A 17,407-nucleotide genomic window follows, 5' to 3' on the forward strand; every position below is an offset into this window, starting at 1 on the left:
TTATGGAATAAATTAATTACCTAACGCTTTATCAGCCTGATCATTTTGGATCAACTCTAACTTATAGCCATCAGGATCCTCAACAAAAGCAATAATGGTTGAGCCACCTTTTACAGGTCCAGCTTCGCGCGTTACCTTTCCTCCAGCTTGTTTGACATCATTACACATTTTAGCAACATCATCAACACCAATAGCTATATGACCAAACGCCGAACCATGCTCGTATTTATCGGTACCCCAATTATAAGTTAACTCAATAACTGAGCTAGTTGTTTCATCACCATAACCAACAAATGCAAGTGAATATTTATATTCAGTATTTTCACTAGTTCTTAACACCCGCATTCCCATTACACGAGTATAAAAATCGATTGAGCGCTGTAGATCGCCAACTCGAATCATAGTATGTAATATACGCATTGCTTTATTATCCTTTTATAACAATTAATAATTTGTTTGAGTTTATACGTTAGAATTCAGACAGGCAAATTTTTGTTAAAAACTGAGTGATTATAGGTAGAAGACAAACAACAAGAATTGTCTTAATCAAATTATTAACCGAAGTATTTCGCTCATCATCAAGATGAGCGAAAATTAGTTGTTATTTAAGGACAATATGTCCAAAACTAATAAAATTAAGCGTTATTTTTTTGTACTACTACCATAACGTGGTGATGCGCTAATTTGTTTACCATTAGTGACTAAACGAACAGCTTGACCAACATAAAAATCGTTAGCCGAACCTTTTTGTACAAGAACAATATTAGATCCGTTTTTTTGCTTGATTTCTAACTCAACACCACTAGCTTGGCTAGATTTATTTTGAATAGCATCACCCAAAATCGCACCGCCAATAGCTCCTGTTGCAGCAGCTAACACACGACCACTACCATTACCAATAGTATTACCTAAAACGCCACCTATAACAGCACCACCAAGGCTACCTGCTACACTTTCACTTTTACCATTTGACGCATTAGCTTGAATTTTAACAGGTCGTACTGAAACAACTGTACCATAACTTACTTGCTGAACTTGTTTTGCTTGATCTGCTGTATAAACATCGCCAGAATAAACATCACTATTGCTACATCCAGATAAAATTGCAGCTAAAATAGTTAACGTGACGATTTTTTTCATAATTTATTCCTCATATAATAATAGTATAAGCTTTTTATACACAGTTTAGAATAATATTTTTTTAAAAAAACAACAATACCATTTTCATTATTTTATCAATAGCCAATACAATTTATGCTTAAGTTAGGTTATACTCAGCACAAAAATTTATCAACTATGCAATGAATATATGAAACGGTTATTTTTTCTATTAACATTATCAGTTATGATAACTGCTTGTCATGATGCAAATCAAGCACCTACAACAACCGATAATGCTGCCATTAAACAGCCATCGAATGATTGTTTAGATAACAAATCAGCCCATGATTCGCATTTAGGCAAAATTCCTGCTTTAGGATGTCCCGTGAAATAATACAATAGGCACAAGTAACATAATGAAAACTATCGAAATCGACGAAGAATTATACCAATTTATTGCTGGTCAAACTAAACACATTGGCGAAGATGCATCTAGTATATTACGACGTTTATTAAACATAAACCAATCTACATCGGCAAAAAAACAGACTATTACACAAAAAGAGAATCATTATCCCCTGTTTAATGACTTATTAACTAGTGACGCTTTCACGAACGAGAAATCCATTATTAGTCGCTTTATATTACTGCTTAGTGCGTTGTATAACTATAATCCAGCACTATTTGCCATTGCCGCAACATCCTTACATGGGAGCAAGCGAAAATATTTAGCCAAAGATAAACAATTACTAGAAACATCAGGCAAAAACACAAAACCCCGCGAAATAATTGGTACACCTTATTGGGTTATCAGCAATACTAATACTGCCAGAAAATTATATATTATTGAATCAATAATGAGTGACATGGGTATATCTGAAACCATGATAAACCAAGTCACCAACGCATTTTTACCTTAATAGGTTAAATAAAAATAAAAAAACTAAAAACGTGATATAAACTCAACAGATTCGCGTTTTTAGTCATATAAAGTATTTTTTTATGAAAGAGGAGTAAAAAATGGCCAAGCAAAGCCGCGCAGGAATGTTAGCTCAACCATCAGATCTTATCAACGTTGAAACATTACGCAATAACTATTACCAAATCCAACCTGATACGGATAATGCTAGCCAATTAGTCATTTTTGGTACATCAGGTCATCGCGGAAGCTCAAACAAAGGCACATTTAATGAGGCACATATATTAGCCGTTGCTCAAGCAATTGCCGAATACCGCAAAGCGAACAACATTACAGGCCCTTGCTTTATTGGTCAAGACACCCATGCCTTATCAGAACTTGCCTTAAAATCAGTGCTTGAAGTTTTTGTCGCCAATGAGCAAACCGTGGTTATGGCTCGTGATTGGGGTTATACGCCAACGCCTGTGATTTCGCATGCCATTTTAACTTACAATCAAAACAAACAATCACAGCTATCAGACGGCATTGTTATCACTCCATCGCATAATCCACCAGAAGATGGCGGAATAAAATACAACCCAACCAATGGCGGACCTGCGGATACTGACATCACCAAACAAATTGAAAACCGCGCCAATGAATTACTAAAAAACAAACTCAATGGTGTAAAACGTGTCACCTTAGACAAGGCTCTAAATTCAAATTACATCCACACCAAAGAATACGAAACCGACTATATCAACGATCTTGAAAACATTTTAGATCTCTCTCTTATCAAATCATCATCGCTCAAAATCGGTGTTGACCCATTGGGTGGTGCTGGTATTACCTATTGGTCACGCATTGCCGAAAAGTATGGCATCAACCTTAATATTGTTAATAACAAAGTCGATCCAACTTTCAGCTTTATGCATCTAGATCATGACGAAGTTATTCGTATGGACTGCTCAAGCCGTTGGGCTATGGCTGGGTTATTAAAATTAAAAGACCAATTTGATTTAGCCTTTGGTAATGATACCGACTTTGATCGTCATGGCATTGTGACACCAAAAGGGCTAATGAACCCAAATGCCTACCTTTCAACCTGTGTTAATTACTTGTTCCAAAACCGTCCACAATGGCACAAAGATATTGCTATTGGTAAAACATTAGTCACAAGCTCAATGATCGACCGAGTTGCAAATAGCTTAAACAAACAGTACTTAGAATACCCAGTTGGTTTTAAATGGTATGCCGATGGGCTTTACAATGGCAAACTTGGATTTGCTGGCGAAGAAAGCGCAGGCGCATCGTTTTTAAGAACGAACGGTAAAGTATGGTCTACCGACAAAGATGGCATTATTTTATGTCTGCTTGCTGCCGAAATGACGGCTAAACTAGGCAAAAACCCACAAGAACAGTACCAAGAACTTGAAGATAAATTTGGTATTTCTTATTATGGACGAATCCAAGCGCCAGCCTCGTTTAGTGAAAAACAAAAACTAGCCAAACTTGATGCTAGCCAACTAACCACCGACAACTTAGCGGGTGAAAAAATCACTCAATGTTTAACCACTGCACCAGCTAACAATGCTGCAATTGGTGGGCTTAAAGTGATAACCAAAAACGGCTGGTTTGCCGCTCGCCCATCAGGAACAGAAGATGCTTACAAAATTTATGCAGAAAGCTTTATAAGTAACGAGCATTTAAATACGCTACAGCAAGAGGCGCAAGAAATTGTAGCAAAAGCGATTAAATAACCGAAAAAAACAAACGCAATAAAAAGCAGCAACTATTTGGTTGCTGTTTTTTCACATAATCCTTTTATTAGAAAGATATCAAAACAAACACACAAATAAAATCAATATGTTTTCTGAACAATTTTAAGCTAAAGCGGTAGAATTTTTTATATAAACAGCTCAGATAGCATACTGATTTTATTAAAGTTTTTAAGTGAAATCAAATAACTATTGGTTGATTTTTTTATTGTGGTGAATTAAAAAAATGCTTTTGCACTTTATGCAAAAGCGTAAGCCTTCAGTATTGCTAGTCGAACCGCTTTTTTTGCTTTCAATCATTAAAGTACCCAGACAGCAAACTTTTCCTATTGGGACTTATCTTTACGTTGGTTTTGTCTTTTATTAACACCATAACTCCTATCTACACCTTACAAAGCACTAAAAACACAAACAGCCGCAGTACTGACAGTACCACCCTTCCAGATAGAACGACCTGTTGGGCTTATCTCGTGCCAATAAATTATATTATCGTGGAGATCTTTTTTCCTGTCACTTGACCAAAAAGAGGAGCCAAAACCCCCATCAATGTAATTATGCAAAGGTCCCCACTCTGTAAGAAATCCAGCTCCTATTCGGCGTTGATAATGTTTATAACTTGAAGACGGTTTTGCTCCACGTCCAGATTCACCTTCATTAGTAAGATCACTTGTCTGTGAAAGATGATAACCTATACTATTACACCAAGATTCCTGATTAGAAGCTATATCTTCTTTATTTCGACTAACGAACCATTTCTTTAATTGAAATCCATATTTTAATACATTACCACGACTATCCTTACCCACTAATTCAAACGTCTGTGGTAAACTTGGCCTGGAAATTATACTGGGAGTATCTGACTGTTTTTGATTACTGCTTGCTGCTGGCCCTGTTAACTTAACGCGTGCTACGACTTTCCTTCTATCAGCATTAGGAATCCATCCATCACTAGCTACAAGATTTGTTACCGTAGCAGTTATTCCCTCCAGAGTAACAGGTTCCCAAGTCAACTGACCAGCGTCTACTCCACCTATGATGAAATCAAAATATAAATTATCAGCTCCCGTTGTCGGGAAATTTTGACTGTATGAGTCTGGATGGGTTGATTGAACTAAAAATCCTTTTTTGTTGTTCCATATGTCGGCAGGACCAGCACTTAATCTGTCCCCCCAAAACAGATTTGGCCTTACAAAACAAATGATTGGCGATGCCTTCGGTTTGAAGTAATATGCTACTTTACGACCTTTAAAAGTACTGGTGTTTGGTATACCGTAATGAGTGCTTATACTACCGTCTGTACTACTCAATTCCACTTTATAAGGTGACTTACAAATATCTAAAACATCACTACGATTAACTGCTCGACCATCACTATCGGTTATCCTGAGCGTTATACTTCCTGTTATTCTAACTCCACCGCTACCTTCGCCATCTCCATCATCATCTCCCCAATAATGATAACGTGTCACTAAGTTATTTATACTCACTGAATTAGTAGATGCTGGCACCATCATATTAATATCAGCAAAACTTTGGCCTTCTACGGGTAACTCAATTGGCTTTACAGACGAGGAACTATTCATTTTTGGTGTGATTTTACTACCATCCGATAATGTGATAGCCAATAGCTCATCAGTAGTTATAGCCTTAGTTCGACTTTCGTCAAACGTTAAATAAGGTGCACTACCTTGTATTACACCGCTTGTATGAGCCGTTAGTGCTTGAGAGTTCGATGAATACGATAATAACAACAACGGAGTCAAGGACCATACGCTTGAGAATGTAAAAATGAATTTTAGTTGCGGTATAAATAAATCCGCTAAATTCCCTAAAAAATTATCAGTTTGTAAGAGTTTTTGATAATTTAAAGTTTTAAGAGAATTTAAGATATAGGCCTGCCTATTTTTGCTCCTACGACAATAATCCATTATATTTCACCTATTAATGAATGTTCCATTTCATTTTTATTAACTTATTAAATAAGCTGATTTTCTATCAGCTGTAAAAGTATAATCTTTTGTGAAAATTTTGGCTAGTTTTTTGGATAATTTCTTAATTAAAATATGGTGTTATATTACAGACATTTTGACCTTTGATGGAATGATTAATATTGCAGATAACATCTAAAACACAAACACACCCAACAGCCCAGTTTGGCGTGCTAGCTTTATTTCGTTATCGGTATATTTTGATGCTGTGATAAGGCAGGCATATTAGCATTGTGGTGCTATAAGTGTGTTTTTTACTTTAAAATCGCTCAGGTAGACTATTGATTTTATTGAAGTTTTTATTTGTATTTCTAAATAAAATCAAACATTTATAGGCTAGTTTTTTATTACATTGAATTTGGCTTTTTAAGAAAATCGCTTTTGTTATTTGATAATAGCTATTAATAACAGCTTGTTAATAACAGTCAGTTAATAGCAAAAGCGCAAGCTTGAAAATTGTATCGGTCGGAGTGCTATTTTGATTTTCTGTCATTAAAGCGCAAGGCTCGCAGGCTTTGCCTGCTCAGCGCCCCAACTTACGCGGGGGCTTTATTCTTTGTTATATTATCCTCTCAAGCACCGTAACCCCCTTCCGCGCCCTAAGGACTAAGAACTAAACGCTAAAAACTAAGGTGCGGTGCAAAGGCCATAGCGGGAGTCGCCGGCACTGTAGCCGCCGACGGAGCCGTCGAACGAGAAGACATCGAACTGGTAGCTACCTGTAACGTCGCTCGTCCAGTAGATGGTGCCGGCGAAGCCCACATCAGTGTGGTAGCCCATGTTGCCCCACTCCGTGAAAAAGCCAGCGCCTATGTGACGCCTGTAATGATTAGCTGGTGAACTAGGTGCTGCGCCTGAAATAGAAGGATTAGCTTTTCTGACCGCATTGGTTAAATCTCTTACCCGTGGCATCCGATAACCCAAACTATTACACCATGCTAACTGGTCACTATAAAATTTAAATTGATCACCTCGATTGACAAACCACTGCCTCAACACAAATCCATAACGAACCTCATTACCTCGACTATCCCTACCAACCAACTCAAATGTCTGCGGCAAAGATGGCACGGTAATTTGACTAGGAATGGGATTGTCCCACTGGCTTCTTGCCTCTGGACCATGCAACGTTACCCGTGGTACATATTTTGAACCATCGTTAATCCATATATCAGACAACCTCCAACTCACTGTTGCATTTAGACTACCACTCGTGTTAACTGTCCAACTCAACTGACTTGCATCTATTCCACCTATATCCAAATCAAAATGCAATCCATCTGCACCTGTAGTCGGAAAATTTTGGTCGTAAGATGATGGGGTTGTTGACTGAACTAAAAAACCCTTAGTAGGACTCCATATGTTAGCAGGACCAGCGAAGCTTGGGTCGTCCCAACCAATGCCAGTTGTTCCACCCAAATACAAATTCGGCCCGACCGAACAAATAACGGGCGGTGAAGGTGGTGTGATATAATACTCCGCTGTTCCTCCACTAAACGTACTACTATTCGGCATGCCATAACGAGTCTCTAAAGCACCCCCTGAACTATCTAAGGTTACCTTATAAGGTGCTTTACATATATCTAATGCATCACTACGATTAACGGTATTGCCATCTTTATCTTTTATTACTAACGATATACTCCCTGATGCAGTAACTTCATCTGCTCCCTGTCCATCCCCATCATCATCGCCCCATTTACCTTGTGTTACTAAGTCATTTATATTTATTGAGTCGCTTAATGGCGGGACTATCATTTCAATATCAGCAAAAGTATCCCCTACATTAGGTAACTCAATTGGCGCTGTCGATGATGAAGAATTATTTTGCGGTGTGAATGTTCGACCGTCTGATAACTTAATACCTAATAATTCCCTTATTTCAGTCACTTTAGTAACACCGCCATCAAAGGTTAAATAAGGTGCAGTACCATGAATGCGCTCAGAAGTCGTGGCCGATAATGCCTGCGATTCTAAAGAGTACGGCAATAACAACAAAGGCGCTAATGCCAATGGAATTTTTAAAGATAGTTTTGTGGATAATTTCGATAATAATTCGAGAGATAATTTCGAAAATATAAATAAGTTTCGAGTAAAAACTTGTCGAATAGGATTATTTGATAAATTTAAGACATAGGTTTGCCAGTGCTTGTGCCTTGTGCCTTGTGCCTAAAATGGTACTGCATTTCGTTTCACCTGTCAAGTAATATTTTGTTTTATTTGAATTTTTATGTTTATTCGCTTATTTAATAAGCTCATTTTTCTTAAACGATGAAAGTATAACCGTTTAAGGAATGATTGACTAGTTTTTTGGCGGACTTTTTTGTAAAGAAATGTAAAGATAAAAACGATTGGCTTTAGAGATAGGTGAATTTTATAATTAAAATAGGGTGTTAGCTTTAAGACTTTTTGACTTTTACGGAATGATTAATATTGATGATAACATCTAAAACACAAACACGCCCAATAGCCCAGTTTGGCGTGCTAGCTTTATTTCGTTATCGGTATATTTTGACGCTCTGATAAGGTAGGCATATTAGCATTGTGGTGCTATAAGTGTGTTTTTTACTTTAAAATCGTTCAGGTAGACTATTGATTTTATTTAAGTTTTTATTTGCATTTCTAAATGAAATCAAACAATTATAGGCTAGTTATTTTTTTATTACGTTGAATTTGGCTTTTTAATAAAAGCGCTTTTGTTATTTGATAATAGTTATTTAATAATAACTTGTTAATAACAGCTAGTTAATAACAAAAGCACAAGATTTTAAGTCGTATCGGTCGGGGTGCTATTTTGATTTTCTGCCATTAAAGCGCAAGGCTCGCTGGCTTTGCCTGCTCAGCGCCCCAACTACGCGAGGGCTTTATTCTTTGTTATATTATCCTCTCAAGCACCGTAACCCCCTTCCGCGCCCTAAGGATTAAGAACTAAACGCTAAAAACTAAGGTGCGGTGCAAAGGCCCCAGCGGGAGTAGCTGATATTGAAGCCGAGGACGACGCCGTTGTGCGAGTAGACAGGGAACTGGAAGTCATTTGAGGCGTCGCTCGTCCAGTAGGTGCTGTCCAAGCCCGCATCAGTGTAGTTGCTCATGGTGCCCCACTCCGTGAAAAAGCCAGCGCCTATGTGACGCTTGTAATAATTCCCCCCAGACGACGGCGTGGCGCCTAAATTATTATAGTTTGAATTGGTTAAATCTCTTACCCGTGGCATTCGATAACCCAAACTATTACACCATGCTAAATGGTCTCTATAAATGTCCTGGTGAGCACCCCGATTGACGAACCACTGCCTTAATACAAATCCATATTTTACTACCTCAACGCCATATATATCTCTACCCACTAACTCAAACGTCTGCGGTAACTGTGGCTTAGCAATTGGGCTAGGATTAGGATTGTCCCATTGATTTCTTGCCTCTGGACCTGTTAGCTTAACACGGGCGACAACTTGTCCTTTATCTTCTTGAGGAATCCACCTATCATTAGCTACAACATTTGTCACTGTTGCAGTGATTCCCTCATGCGTGACCGGTTCCCATGTCAATTCTTCTATATCTATATCTCCAGTTATGAGTAAATCAAAATATAAATTATGCGCACCTGTAGTCGGAAAATTTAGGCTGTATGACTCAGGATTGATTGATTGTACTAAAAAGCCCTTATCAGGATTCCATATGTCAGCTGGGCCTGCAACTGTTTCCACACCCACATATAGATTCGGCCTTGCATAATTGATAACTGGCGACGGTATTATTATTGCATCACTACGATTACCTGCTCGAGCCTTTTTATCATTCGCCTGTACATTCCATGACAATAATAACAGTGCTAATACTAGCAAAGCTGTTTTAGGTGATTTGAGCGATAATTTCGAAGATATAAATAAGTTTTGTGTAAAAACTCGTCGAATAGGATTATTTAATAAATTTAAGACATAGGTTTGCCAGTGCTTGTGCCTTGTGCCTAAAATGGTACTGCATTTCGTTTCACCTGTCAAGTAATATTTTGTTTTATTTGAATTTTTATGTTTATTCGCTTATTTAATAAGCTCATTTTTCTTAAACGATGAAAGTATAACCGTTTAAGGAATGATTGACTAGTTTTTTGGCGGACTTTTTTATAAAGAAATGTAAAGATGCAAACAATTCGACTTTATAGATAGGAGAATTTTATAATTAAAATAGGGTGTTAGCTTTAGGACATATTGGCTTTTGCGGAATGATTAATATTGCTAATAACATCTAAAACACAAACACGCCAAACAGCCCAGTTTGGCGTGCTAGCTTTATTTCGTTATCGGTATATTTTGATGCTGTGATAAGGCAAGCAATATTAGCATTGTGGTGCTATAAGTGTGTTTTTTACTTTAAAATCGTTCAGGTAGACTATTGATTTTATTGAAGTTTTTTGTTTTTCTTTTTCTTGGAAATAAACAACTTTTTTGCACTCTTTCCCTATTTGATGCAATATAGTATTCTAGTAGCTATTATTTGAACATACACCAAACCCAATACACCGTGCACACATTTATTTTGTCTTTACGTAAAGTCTTTTACAGCAGTAATCTTCTTTTTAGTCTTCGGATGTTAATTAGTTTAACTGGTTCGACTTTGGTTCCGTGGTATTTTGGGTATACTTCGCTAGTTATTCCCCTTACGCTTGGTGTTGTGGCAGCAGGCTTGACCGAGATCGATACTCGTCTATTAAGCCGTTGTATTAATTTAATTCTTACGTTGTTCTGTTTTGCTATTGCCACTTTTTCAGTCGAGTTGTTATTTGATTATCCTGCATTTTTTATTATTGGTTTGGTCTCTTCAACGTTTATTTTTACCATGCTTGGTTCGCTTGGGCAACGTTACGGTGTGATTGCGTTTGGATCACTTTTAATTGCTGCCTATACCATGCTTGGGCATAATTTGTTTACCGATAATTACACCTTACCCTGTTTTTTGCTGTTAGGTGCGCTTTGGTATAATGTTGTTTCGTTAATTGAATCGATCATCCAACCTATTCGCACAACCCAACAATCGCTTTCACAGTGTTTTATTGATTTAGCACAGTATCTTGATGCTAAGGCAGCGATGTTTGATCCTGATGAATCTGACGGTTTTAAAAAACAGACTTTGCAATTAAACAATAGTAATAATCAACTCATTAGTGCTTTTAATAATACCAAACGTTCGCTATTTAATCGTTTAAAAAGCTATCGAGGACAAGCTTATATTAGAAAGTTACTAAGCTATTATTTTGTTGCGCAAGATATTCATGAGCGAGCAAGTTCAGCGCATGGACATTATCAAGCGCTTAGTGTGCATTTTAAACATAGTGATATTTTATTTAGATTTGCTCGTATTTTAAATTTGCAAGCAAAAGCTTGTGCGCAATTGGCAATGACAATTAAGTTAAATCAAACTTATCAGCATGATCCGCTGTTTTCACGTTATTTTTCGTATCTTGAAGAAGCTATTAATCAATATCATGCTAGTCATAAAAGCGATATGCTGATGATTAAAGCGCTTAAAAGTTTACATCAAAATTTGCTTTCTATCGATCTGTTACTTGCTAATATTGATACTGAACAACATTTGCCAAAGGCAGAAGAAGATAATCAGTTAATCGATGAAGAACTAACCAGTTTTTATGCTATTTTTACAAAAATTAGAAACAATTTAACCATAAAATCGGCACTATTTCGTCATGCAATTCGTATGTGTGTAGTGTTTTTTGTTGGTTATATGGTGATTCATTTTTCTGATTTGCAACATGGATATTGGATTATTTTAACCAGTTTGTTTGTGTGCCAGCCTAACTATTCAACTACAAAATATCGGTTAAAATTACGCGTAATCGGTACCATTCTGGGGATTATTGTAGGTATTCCGTTGACGTTTTTATTTCCAAGTGTTCCTGAGCAGTTGGTGTTAATTATTATCACCGGTTGGCTGTTTTTTCTATTTAAAAATTCACAATATGCTTATGCTACTGCGTTTATTACGTTACTGGTGTTTTTTAGTTTCAGTTTAATTGGCGAAAGTAGTATTGAAGTTGCGGTCGCGCGCATTATTGCAACGTTAATTGGTTGTTTTATTGCATGGTTTGCTGTGAGCTTTATTTGGCCTGACTGGAAGTTTAGAAATCTACCTAAATTAGTGGATCGTGTTTGCCATGACGATAGCCATTACTTAGCGTTAATTGGTCGTCAGTATTTGACTGGTAAAACTAATGATGTTATGTATCGTTTAGCTAGACGTGCAGCGCATGATAGTAATGCAGATTTATCGTCATTAATTAGTTTGATGACTAAAGAGCCGCATATGAATCCAGTTGTTATCGATCAGGGATTTCGTTTGTTAACACTTAATCATACGTTGATTAGCTATCTTTCGACTTTAGGTGCGCATCGCGATAAACCTCTTTCAAAACAGACTTTCGATCTATTTGATGATTTGTCGGTCTATATTATTAATCTATTAAGCATTAAAAAGATCGACGGTGAATACCAAGCTATTAAAAAATCCGTTACCGATTATATCGAAACAATTTCGGCTGTTTCAATTGATGATGATAAAACGAATAATGATCTGTTAGTTATGCAACAATTGGCTTTGATTTTGGATATTTTGCCTGAGGTTGTCATGCTTGCAAGTGAATTGGAACATTAAATGGTTTAATAAGGGAATTGACCTTTAAACCACATTACTAGCATTTGAGAATTAATTCATTTATTCTTTTATTGATAAATAATGTTATATACCCAAAATATAAATTGAACCGTATTTTTGTATATTATCATCAATCCATGTTATAAAATCACCAATCATCTGTGAAAAAGAAGATTTATATTTGTAAAAATTATTTGTCATTTCTTGCAAATCATTATCAAAAATAAACTTAAAATCGTATAAGTCGTGTTCAAGTTCTATTAGATTTAGAGAGTGATCAAGCTTCTGTTTAAGCTTGATTAATGATGATTTTATTAAGAACCACTGTTTTTTATTAACTTCAGTTTTCCCCCAATGCCCATGGTTTTGATACTTAGGTACATTGTTGTATATAATGCTTTCAATAAAGTTAAATGCGTTTTCTGCCAGATACTTTGATGTTTCGTTCCAACAATAATCTTTAAAAGGAGGTATTGCGAACTCAAAAATTAGCTCCTACATGTTTTCTTTCAAGGATTTTAACCTAAAATCTATCATGTAAATTCTTTCATATTAAAAATGTTATGTACACATAAATACTAGCATATTATTTTTTGATTACTATCAAGCCAACTAATCATATTAAATGTGCAATAAATCAAAAAAAAATGACCTAACGTAAAAATTCTAAGTATTTTACTATAATAATTTTAGTTAAATATGTTTCTCTACAGAATGAAAGTTATTATATATTATGATTATGTGGTGATGTCATTGAAAAGATATAGTTGTCATTAAAATTGAACTAAAATATGACGATATTTAAATTATTTCAATCGATTACTCGCTTGGTTATAAACTTCATTACGCTCTCTTTTTCCTATAGCGACAACAATAATAATTAGCACATTATCTTGAACTTGATAAACCAATCGATACCCAGATGCCTTTAATTTTATTTTGTAACAATTAACGATTCCTCGTAGCTTGTTACTTGGTATATGAGGGTTTTCTTTACATTTTAGTAGTTTTTTTGCAAATTGTTGTTGTATTGTTCGATCAAGTTTTTTCCATTCTTTTTCTGCATCCTTTCTAAACTTGATGGTGTATTTCATAAAAAACTTTCCAAATCAATATCAACGAGCTTTTGTTTTTCTCGCTCTTTAACTAATGCAATTAATTCTTGATCATCAATCATATCAAGCATTTTTTCGTAAAGTTCGGCTGGAACACAATAAAATGTAGGTTGATTTCTATTTAAAATTGCAACTGGCAAACCTTGTCCTGCATTCACTGTTGCCATTGGATTTTTTTTTAATTCACTGATACTTGCAGTTGTATCACTCAAAATAATATTAGGCATGATCATATACCCTTGTTTTGTTATGCATATTAAATATAACACCTTAAAGACCTGTTAACAAGTCTTATCAGTGCTTGTTACCCTTTAAAATAATTCTAATTATGTATTATTTATAGTACCAAACGAACCTTACGATCACACTGGAATATTAGTCTTATAACATTTAAAAACTTTATTTAGCATAAAAGAATATAACGCTCTACTGAATAATAAACGCAAAAATACGCAATATTATTTTCTACTAGAGTTATGTAATAGCGATAAGTTATTTATATCATAAATCTTTCAGTTGTATTGGTAATTGGTAGTTTGTCTTTTTTAAAAGATAACACAAGTAAACTGCTTGTAAGATATGTGTTACCGCTATTTGTTGTTGACTGAGAATTTTATTTAAAACGGTACTTAATGTGTTTAATCCTAAAGTATCACAATCATATTGGATCGCAATTAATTGCTGTTTTTGATCAGTGAATAATTCGAGTCTTCCTGAACACACCATACTTTCAAGTATCGTTAAAAGTGGTTGAATAATTAAGGTTGAAAGTGAATCTGTCATATAATGATTTTCGCCTAGATGCTTTTTATGCGCTAAATAATTATTTATAATAACATTTTGTTTAGAATTATTTTTTTTACTTTTATGACAGAAGTCTTCAAAATCAAGGTTTAATGTTTTGATATCTCCTGTTAGTTGCTCTTTGTAAAGCAATGCAAAAGGCTCTAAATCCAAAAAGTTGTCATTTTTTACACAGTTGACAAATACGGTTAAGGGGTGATTGTTGGTTTCTAAAAAATTCTTTAAAACATCGATACGTAATTTTTCATATTCATCCCAAAAGAGACATAAAAAAAGGCTATTTCCATCATTATCATTTACTTGCCAAACTAAATTTTGTCGAATTTCATCTAAATAAGGTTTATTTGAGCTTGCTATATGAAGAATTAACATCTCATTAAGAGGTGAATCATCTAAATGATTATCTTGTAAATAGTCGCTCAGTATTGACCAATTTTCAAATCCTGCTTTTGATCTAAAATCCTGATAATTGTTATCATTCCACCCTGTTTCTTGTAAAGTAACCGTTGAACCATGAATCGCCAATTCGCCAGTATCTGATAAACGAGGATGATGAAGCTTTATTGATTTTTGCATCAACATATAAGGAAATGTTTGCCATATTGACATACTGTTCCAAATCATTGTGCGATTAAAATTGATATCGTTTTTATAGGATCTGGCTAATGTTGTTTCTTGGTATTGTTGTTTTTCAATATCCCAAAAGTAGAAAGTTGCACCAATGGCACCTGTTTTACTTTGCCACCAACGACCGCCTAATGGTAATAGCTCAAGGGGCTGTAATTCTGTTTTATATTGGCGTTTTATCCTACCTCTTAATTTGAAAAGTTGTTCACCTTGATGATGTAATAGCATTTCGGTATAGGCTTGTATCTGCCCTAAAAAAAGAAGTATATCTTGTTCTTCAACCGCAAAATGCCGTTTGGCTAGTAACTCAACCAATTGACTAAGATGCCGAAGCATTGCAGCCAGACGAGGTAATCCTTGAGATCTTGCTGACATATTGAGTAATTGTAATTGTTCAGCTTGATTATGACTCACATGAGATAAACCTTGATTGATAAGTTTAAAAATATGCTGTTGAATCTGTTTAATCAAAGTAATTTCATCAGCAGAAAGCTGATCACTTTCATGTGTTATGCTTTGTCGATATTGGATTGGCCACGGCCATGTTTTGTTATTTTTTTCAAATAGATAAGCAATAGCTGCTAAATGTATTGCCATTTTTTGGTTTGTACAGAAAGTTGAAATCATTCCATCAAAGCCAGTACCCGCCATATAAATAATAGGTGTATCGCTTTCTGGAACAATAATTCGTATTTGTGAATCTTGGTATTCTATCGTAACTGAATGATTTTTTTGCCAACTACACGCAAATTGATAAGCTTTAAAAATATTGTTTTTTCCTGCTTTTTTTAAAAGTTTGGAGGCATCTAATGACAATAATTCAGTTAACACGTTAGCTAAAGGTCTTATTGTTTCAAGCTGTTTTGTACTTATTTTATTATCAGATTTATGCGAATCATTGGATTGATCTAACGGTTTAATTTGATTTTCATCATCGATGTTATTGCTATCGGTAATAGAATGTTCTAACAACGAAGCATTTGATTGTAGCCATAAAACAGCCGATATAATGTGCTTACAATGCCCGTGAGCAAGACAATTGCAACTTGCGGCTTGAATACCTTGAGCAGGTAATCTAACTTGCTGACCATCTGCATTGAATTCTAAATAATCTTCATTGTTTTTTTCAATTAATTTTACTTTGTTAGCCTCGATATCTTTACGAGCACGGCGAACTAAGCCAATATTGGCATAAAGTGCCAATGATTCTTGATCATAGTTTAAATAGATATGTTGCCAATTCATTGCATAACCTCCGCTAACCAAGTAGCAAAGTGTTCTGGTGTTAATGCCGCAATTTGCATACCACGGTTAGCTAATTGCTGCGATATTTGCAAATCATAAACAGGATCAGCATTATCATCTAGCGCTGCTAAACCTAACATTTTGACTCTATTGCTGTTCATTCTTGAAACAGTTGCATAAAGGTGAATTAATGCTCCTCCCTCACAAAAATCACTAATTAATACCACAATTGTTCGTTGTGGATTTTTAATTTTTTGTTCAGCATAATTGAGCGCTTTGGCAATATCAGTTCCCCCCCCTAACTGAACTGTCATTAAAACTTCCACAGGATCATGGGCTAAGTGAGACAGATCAACAATTTGAGTGTCAAAAACAAATAAATGTAAGTTAACAGAAGGTAATTTAGCCATAATGCTAGCACAAACAGCAGAATAGATAATTGAACTATCCATTGAGGCGCTTTGATCAACACATAAAATAATATCCCAAGGTAATTGTTTGTTTGCACGGGAGTTAAAAATCGCATTTTCAATAATCATTTGTTGTTTTTGTTGATCAAAATGTTTCAAATTAGCCTTAATTGTTGCACGCCAGTCAAAATTTTGGTTACAACGTATTTTGGAACGACGAAATCGATTCCTTTTACCTATCAAGGCATTAACAAAATCGGATTTGATTTTTTGTAAAATTTCATCAACAACGTTTTGAATCAACTCTTTAACTGCCAAATAGACTTCACTTTTTAATTGCCCTCTTAAATTCATTAATAAACGCACAGAGTTCAAATTCGGCTCTAACGCTTTAATAACATTAGGATCGTTTAAAATTCCTTGCAGTTGATAACGGGCAATCGCCTGCTGTTGCATGCGTTCAAATGTACTTTTAGGGAACAGTTTTCGCGTTTTATTGAGCCAATTTACTGTGTTAAATACAGAATTTTCATTGCCACCAGGTGAAATCTTTTTTCTAACGCTATCCCTACTATCTTCATCACCTATTTTTAAACCTCGCTTGCGGTATTCATGCTGATAAAGATAATTTAATGTTTGTTCTAAGTTATGATCATGTTGGTTAAATGTCGCCTGATTAAGGTGTCCATCTGCATATTTTCCTAATATCAATCGCCATCGCTTAACATGAGCAACATTTTTTTTATCAATGATTTTTTTATTGCCGATCATGCTAAAT

At 35.3% G+C, this 17,407-nt stretch carries 13 protein-coding genes; 4 read left to right on the forward strand and 9 right to left on the reverse strand.

Annotation, left to right across the window (positions count from 1 at the left end; genetic code table 11):
• Positions 1-12: 12 nt before the first annotated feature.
• The gene (gene gloA / locus A9G44_RS05750) at positions 13-420 is read right to left on the reverse strand and encodes a lactoylglutathione lyase (protein WP_065609744.1); all 408 of its coding nucleotides are present in this window, start codon (positions 418-420) and stop codon (positions 13-15) included.
• A 222-nt stretch (positions 421-642) separates the two neighbouring features.
• Positions 643-1,143: a glycine zipper 2TM domain-containing protein gene (locus tag A9G44_RS05755; protein ID WP_065609746.1), complete on the reverse strand. Its 501-nt coding sequence runs from the start codon at positions 1,141-1,143 to the stop codon at positions 643-645.
• A gap of 166 nt (positions 1,144-1,309) precedes the next feature.
• Here A9G44_RS05755 and A9G44_RS05760 point away from each other — a divergent pair, with 166 nt between their 5' ends.
• From A9G44_RS05760 to pgm, 3 genes are all read left to right on the forward strand, one after another.
• Positions 1,310-1,495, forward strand: coding sequence for a hypothetical protein (locus tag A9G44_RS05760; RefSeq protein ID WP_065609748.1), 186 nt, complete (start codon positions 1,310-1,312; stop codon positions 1,493-1,495).
• Between the two features lie 22 nt (positions 1,496-1,517).
• Entirely contained in the window at positions 1,518-2,021 is a 504-nt protein-coding gene (locus A9G44_RS05765) for a hypothetical protein (RefSeq protein WP_065609750.1), read from the forward strand.
• A 100-nt stretch (positions 2,022-2,121) separates the two neighbouring features.
• Positions 2,122-3,759 (forward strand): phosphoglucomutase (alpha-D-glucose-1,6-bisphosphate-dependent), encoded by a 1,638-nt coding sequence (gene pgm / locus A9G44_RS05770; RefSeq protein ID WP_065609752.1) that lies wholly within the window; start codon positions 2,122-2,124, stop codon positions 3,757-3,759.
• A gap of 407 nt (positions 3,760-4,166) precedes the next feature.
• On the opposite strand, the gene A9G44_RS05775 is transcribed toward pgm, so the two are convergent.
• The 3 genes from A9G44_RS05775 to A9G44_RS05785 all read right to left on the reverse strand — a co-directional run bounded on the left by A9G44_RS05775 (position 4,167) and on the right by A9G44_RS05785 (position 9,763).
• Complete coding sequence (locus tag A9G44_RS05775) at positions 4,167-5,540, reverse strand: hypothetical protein (RefSeq protein WP_143426324.1); 1,374 nt, start codon at positions 5,538-5,540, stop codon at positions 4,167-4,169.
• An 852-nt stretch (positions 5,541-6,392) separates the two neighbouring features.
• Positions 6,393-7,778: a hypothetical protein gene (locus A9G44_RS05780; protein WP_143426325.1), complete on the reverse strand. Its 1,386-nt coding sequence runs from the start codon at positions 7,776-7,778 to the stop codon at positions 6,393-6,395.
• Positions 7,779-8,707: 929 nt separating this feature from the next.
• Entirely contained in the window at positions 8,708-9,763 is a 1,056-nt protein-coding gene (locus A9G44_RS05785; RefSeq protein WP_143426326.1) for a hypothetical protein, read from the reverse strand.
• Positions 9,764-10,283: 520 nt separating this feature from the next.
• Between A9G44_RS05785 and yccS the strand changes: the two genes are divergently transcribed.
• Positions 10,284-12,428 carry a YccS family putative transporter gene (yccS, locus tag A9G44_RS05790; RefSeq protein WP_065609760.1) on the forward strand — a complete coding sequence of 715 codons (2,145 nt, stop codon included), beginning with the start codon at positions 10,284-10,286 and terminating at the stop codon, positions 12,426-12,428.
• Between the two features lie 806 nt (positions 12,429-13,234).
• Here the strand turns inward: yccS and A9G44_RS05795 are convergent.
• The 4 genes from A9G44_RS05795 to A9G44_RS05810 form a co-directional block, all read right to left on the reverse strand.
• Entirely contained in the window at positions 13,235-13,522 is a 288-nt protein-coding gene (locus tag A9G44_RS05795) for a type II toxin-antitoxin system RelE family toxin (RefSeq protein ID WP_065609762.1), read from the reverse strand.
• Complete coding sequence (locus A9G44_RS05800; RefSeq protein ID WP_065609784.1) at positions 13,519-13,770, reverse strand: type II toxin-antitoxin system Phd/YefM family antitoxin; 252 nt, start codon at positions 13,768-13,770, stop codon at positions 13,519-13,521. Before A9G44_RS05800 ends, A9G44_RS05795 begins: the two co-directional genes overlap by 4 nt.
• Before the next feature lie 274 nt (positions 13,771-14,044).
• Positions 14,045-16,219 carry a hypothetical protein gene (locus A9G44_RS05805; RefSeq protein WP_065609764.1) on the reverse strand — a complete coding sequence of 725 codons (2,175 nt, stop codon included), beginning with the start codon at positions 16,217-16,219 and terminating at the stop codon, positions 14,045-14,047.
• Complete coding sequence (locus A9G44_RS05810) at positions 16,216-17,400, reverse strand: VWA domain-containing protein (protein WP_065609766.1); 1,185 nt, start codon at positions 17,398-17,400, stop codon at positions 16,216-16,218. The genes A9G44_RS05805 and A9G44_RS05810 overlap by 4 nt, the downstream gene beginning before the upstream one ends.
• Positions 17,401-17,407: the final 7 nt, after the last annotated feature.

The sequence above is a fragment of the Gilliamella sp. Occ4-3 genome (genome assembly GCF_001690675.1).
Classification (GTDB): Bacteria; Pseudomonadota; Gammaproteobacteria; order Enterobacterales; family Orbaceae; genus Gilliamella; species Gilliamella bombi.

Bases quoted from the DNA above. Each gene is read 5' to 3' on its own strand.
- gloA (WP_065609744.1), bottom strand. From the start codon at position 420: ATGCGTATATTACATACTATGATTCGAGTTGGCGATCTACAGCGCTCA.
- A9G44_RS05795 (WP_065609762.1), bottom strand. From the start codon at position 13,522: ATGAAATACACCATCAAGTTTAGAAAGGATGCAGAAAAAGAATGGAAA.
- A9G44_RS05765 (WP_065609750.1), top strand. From the start codon at position 1,518: ATGAAAACTATCGAAATCGACGAAGAATTATACCAATTTATTGCTGGT.
- A9G44_RS05800 (WP_065609784.1), bottom strand. From the start codon at position 13,770: ATGCCTAATATTATTTTGAGTGATACAACTGCAAGTATCAGTGAATTA.
- A9G44_RS05760 (WP_065609748.1), top strand. From the start codon at position 1,310: ATGAAACGGTTATTTTTTCTATTAACATTATCAGTTATGATAACTGCT.
- A9G44_RS05810 (WP_065609766.1), bottom strand. From the start codon at position 17,400: ATGATCGGCAATAAAAAAATCATTGATAAAAAAAATGTTGCTCATGTT.
- pgm (WP_065609752.1), top strand. From the start codon at position 2,122: ATGGCCAAGCAAAGCCGCGCAGGAATGTTAGCTCAACCATCAGATCTT.
- A9G44_RS05805 (WP_065609764.1), bottom strand. From the start codon at position 16,219: ATGAATTGGCAACATATCTATTTAAACTATGATCAAGAATCATTGGCA.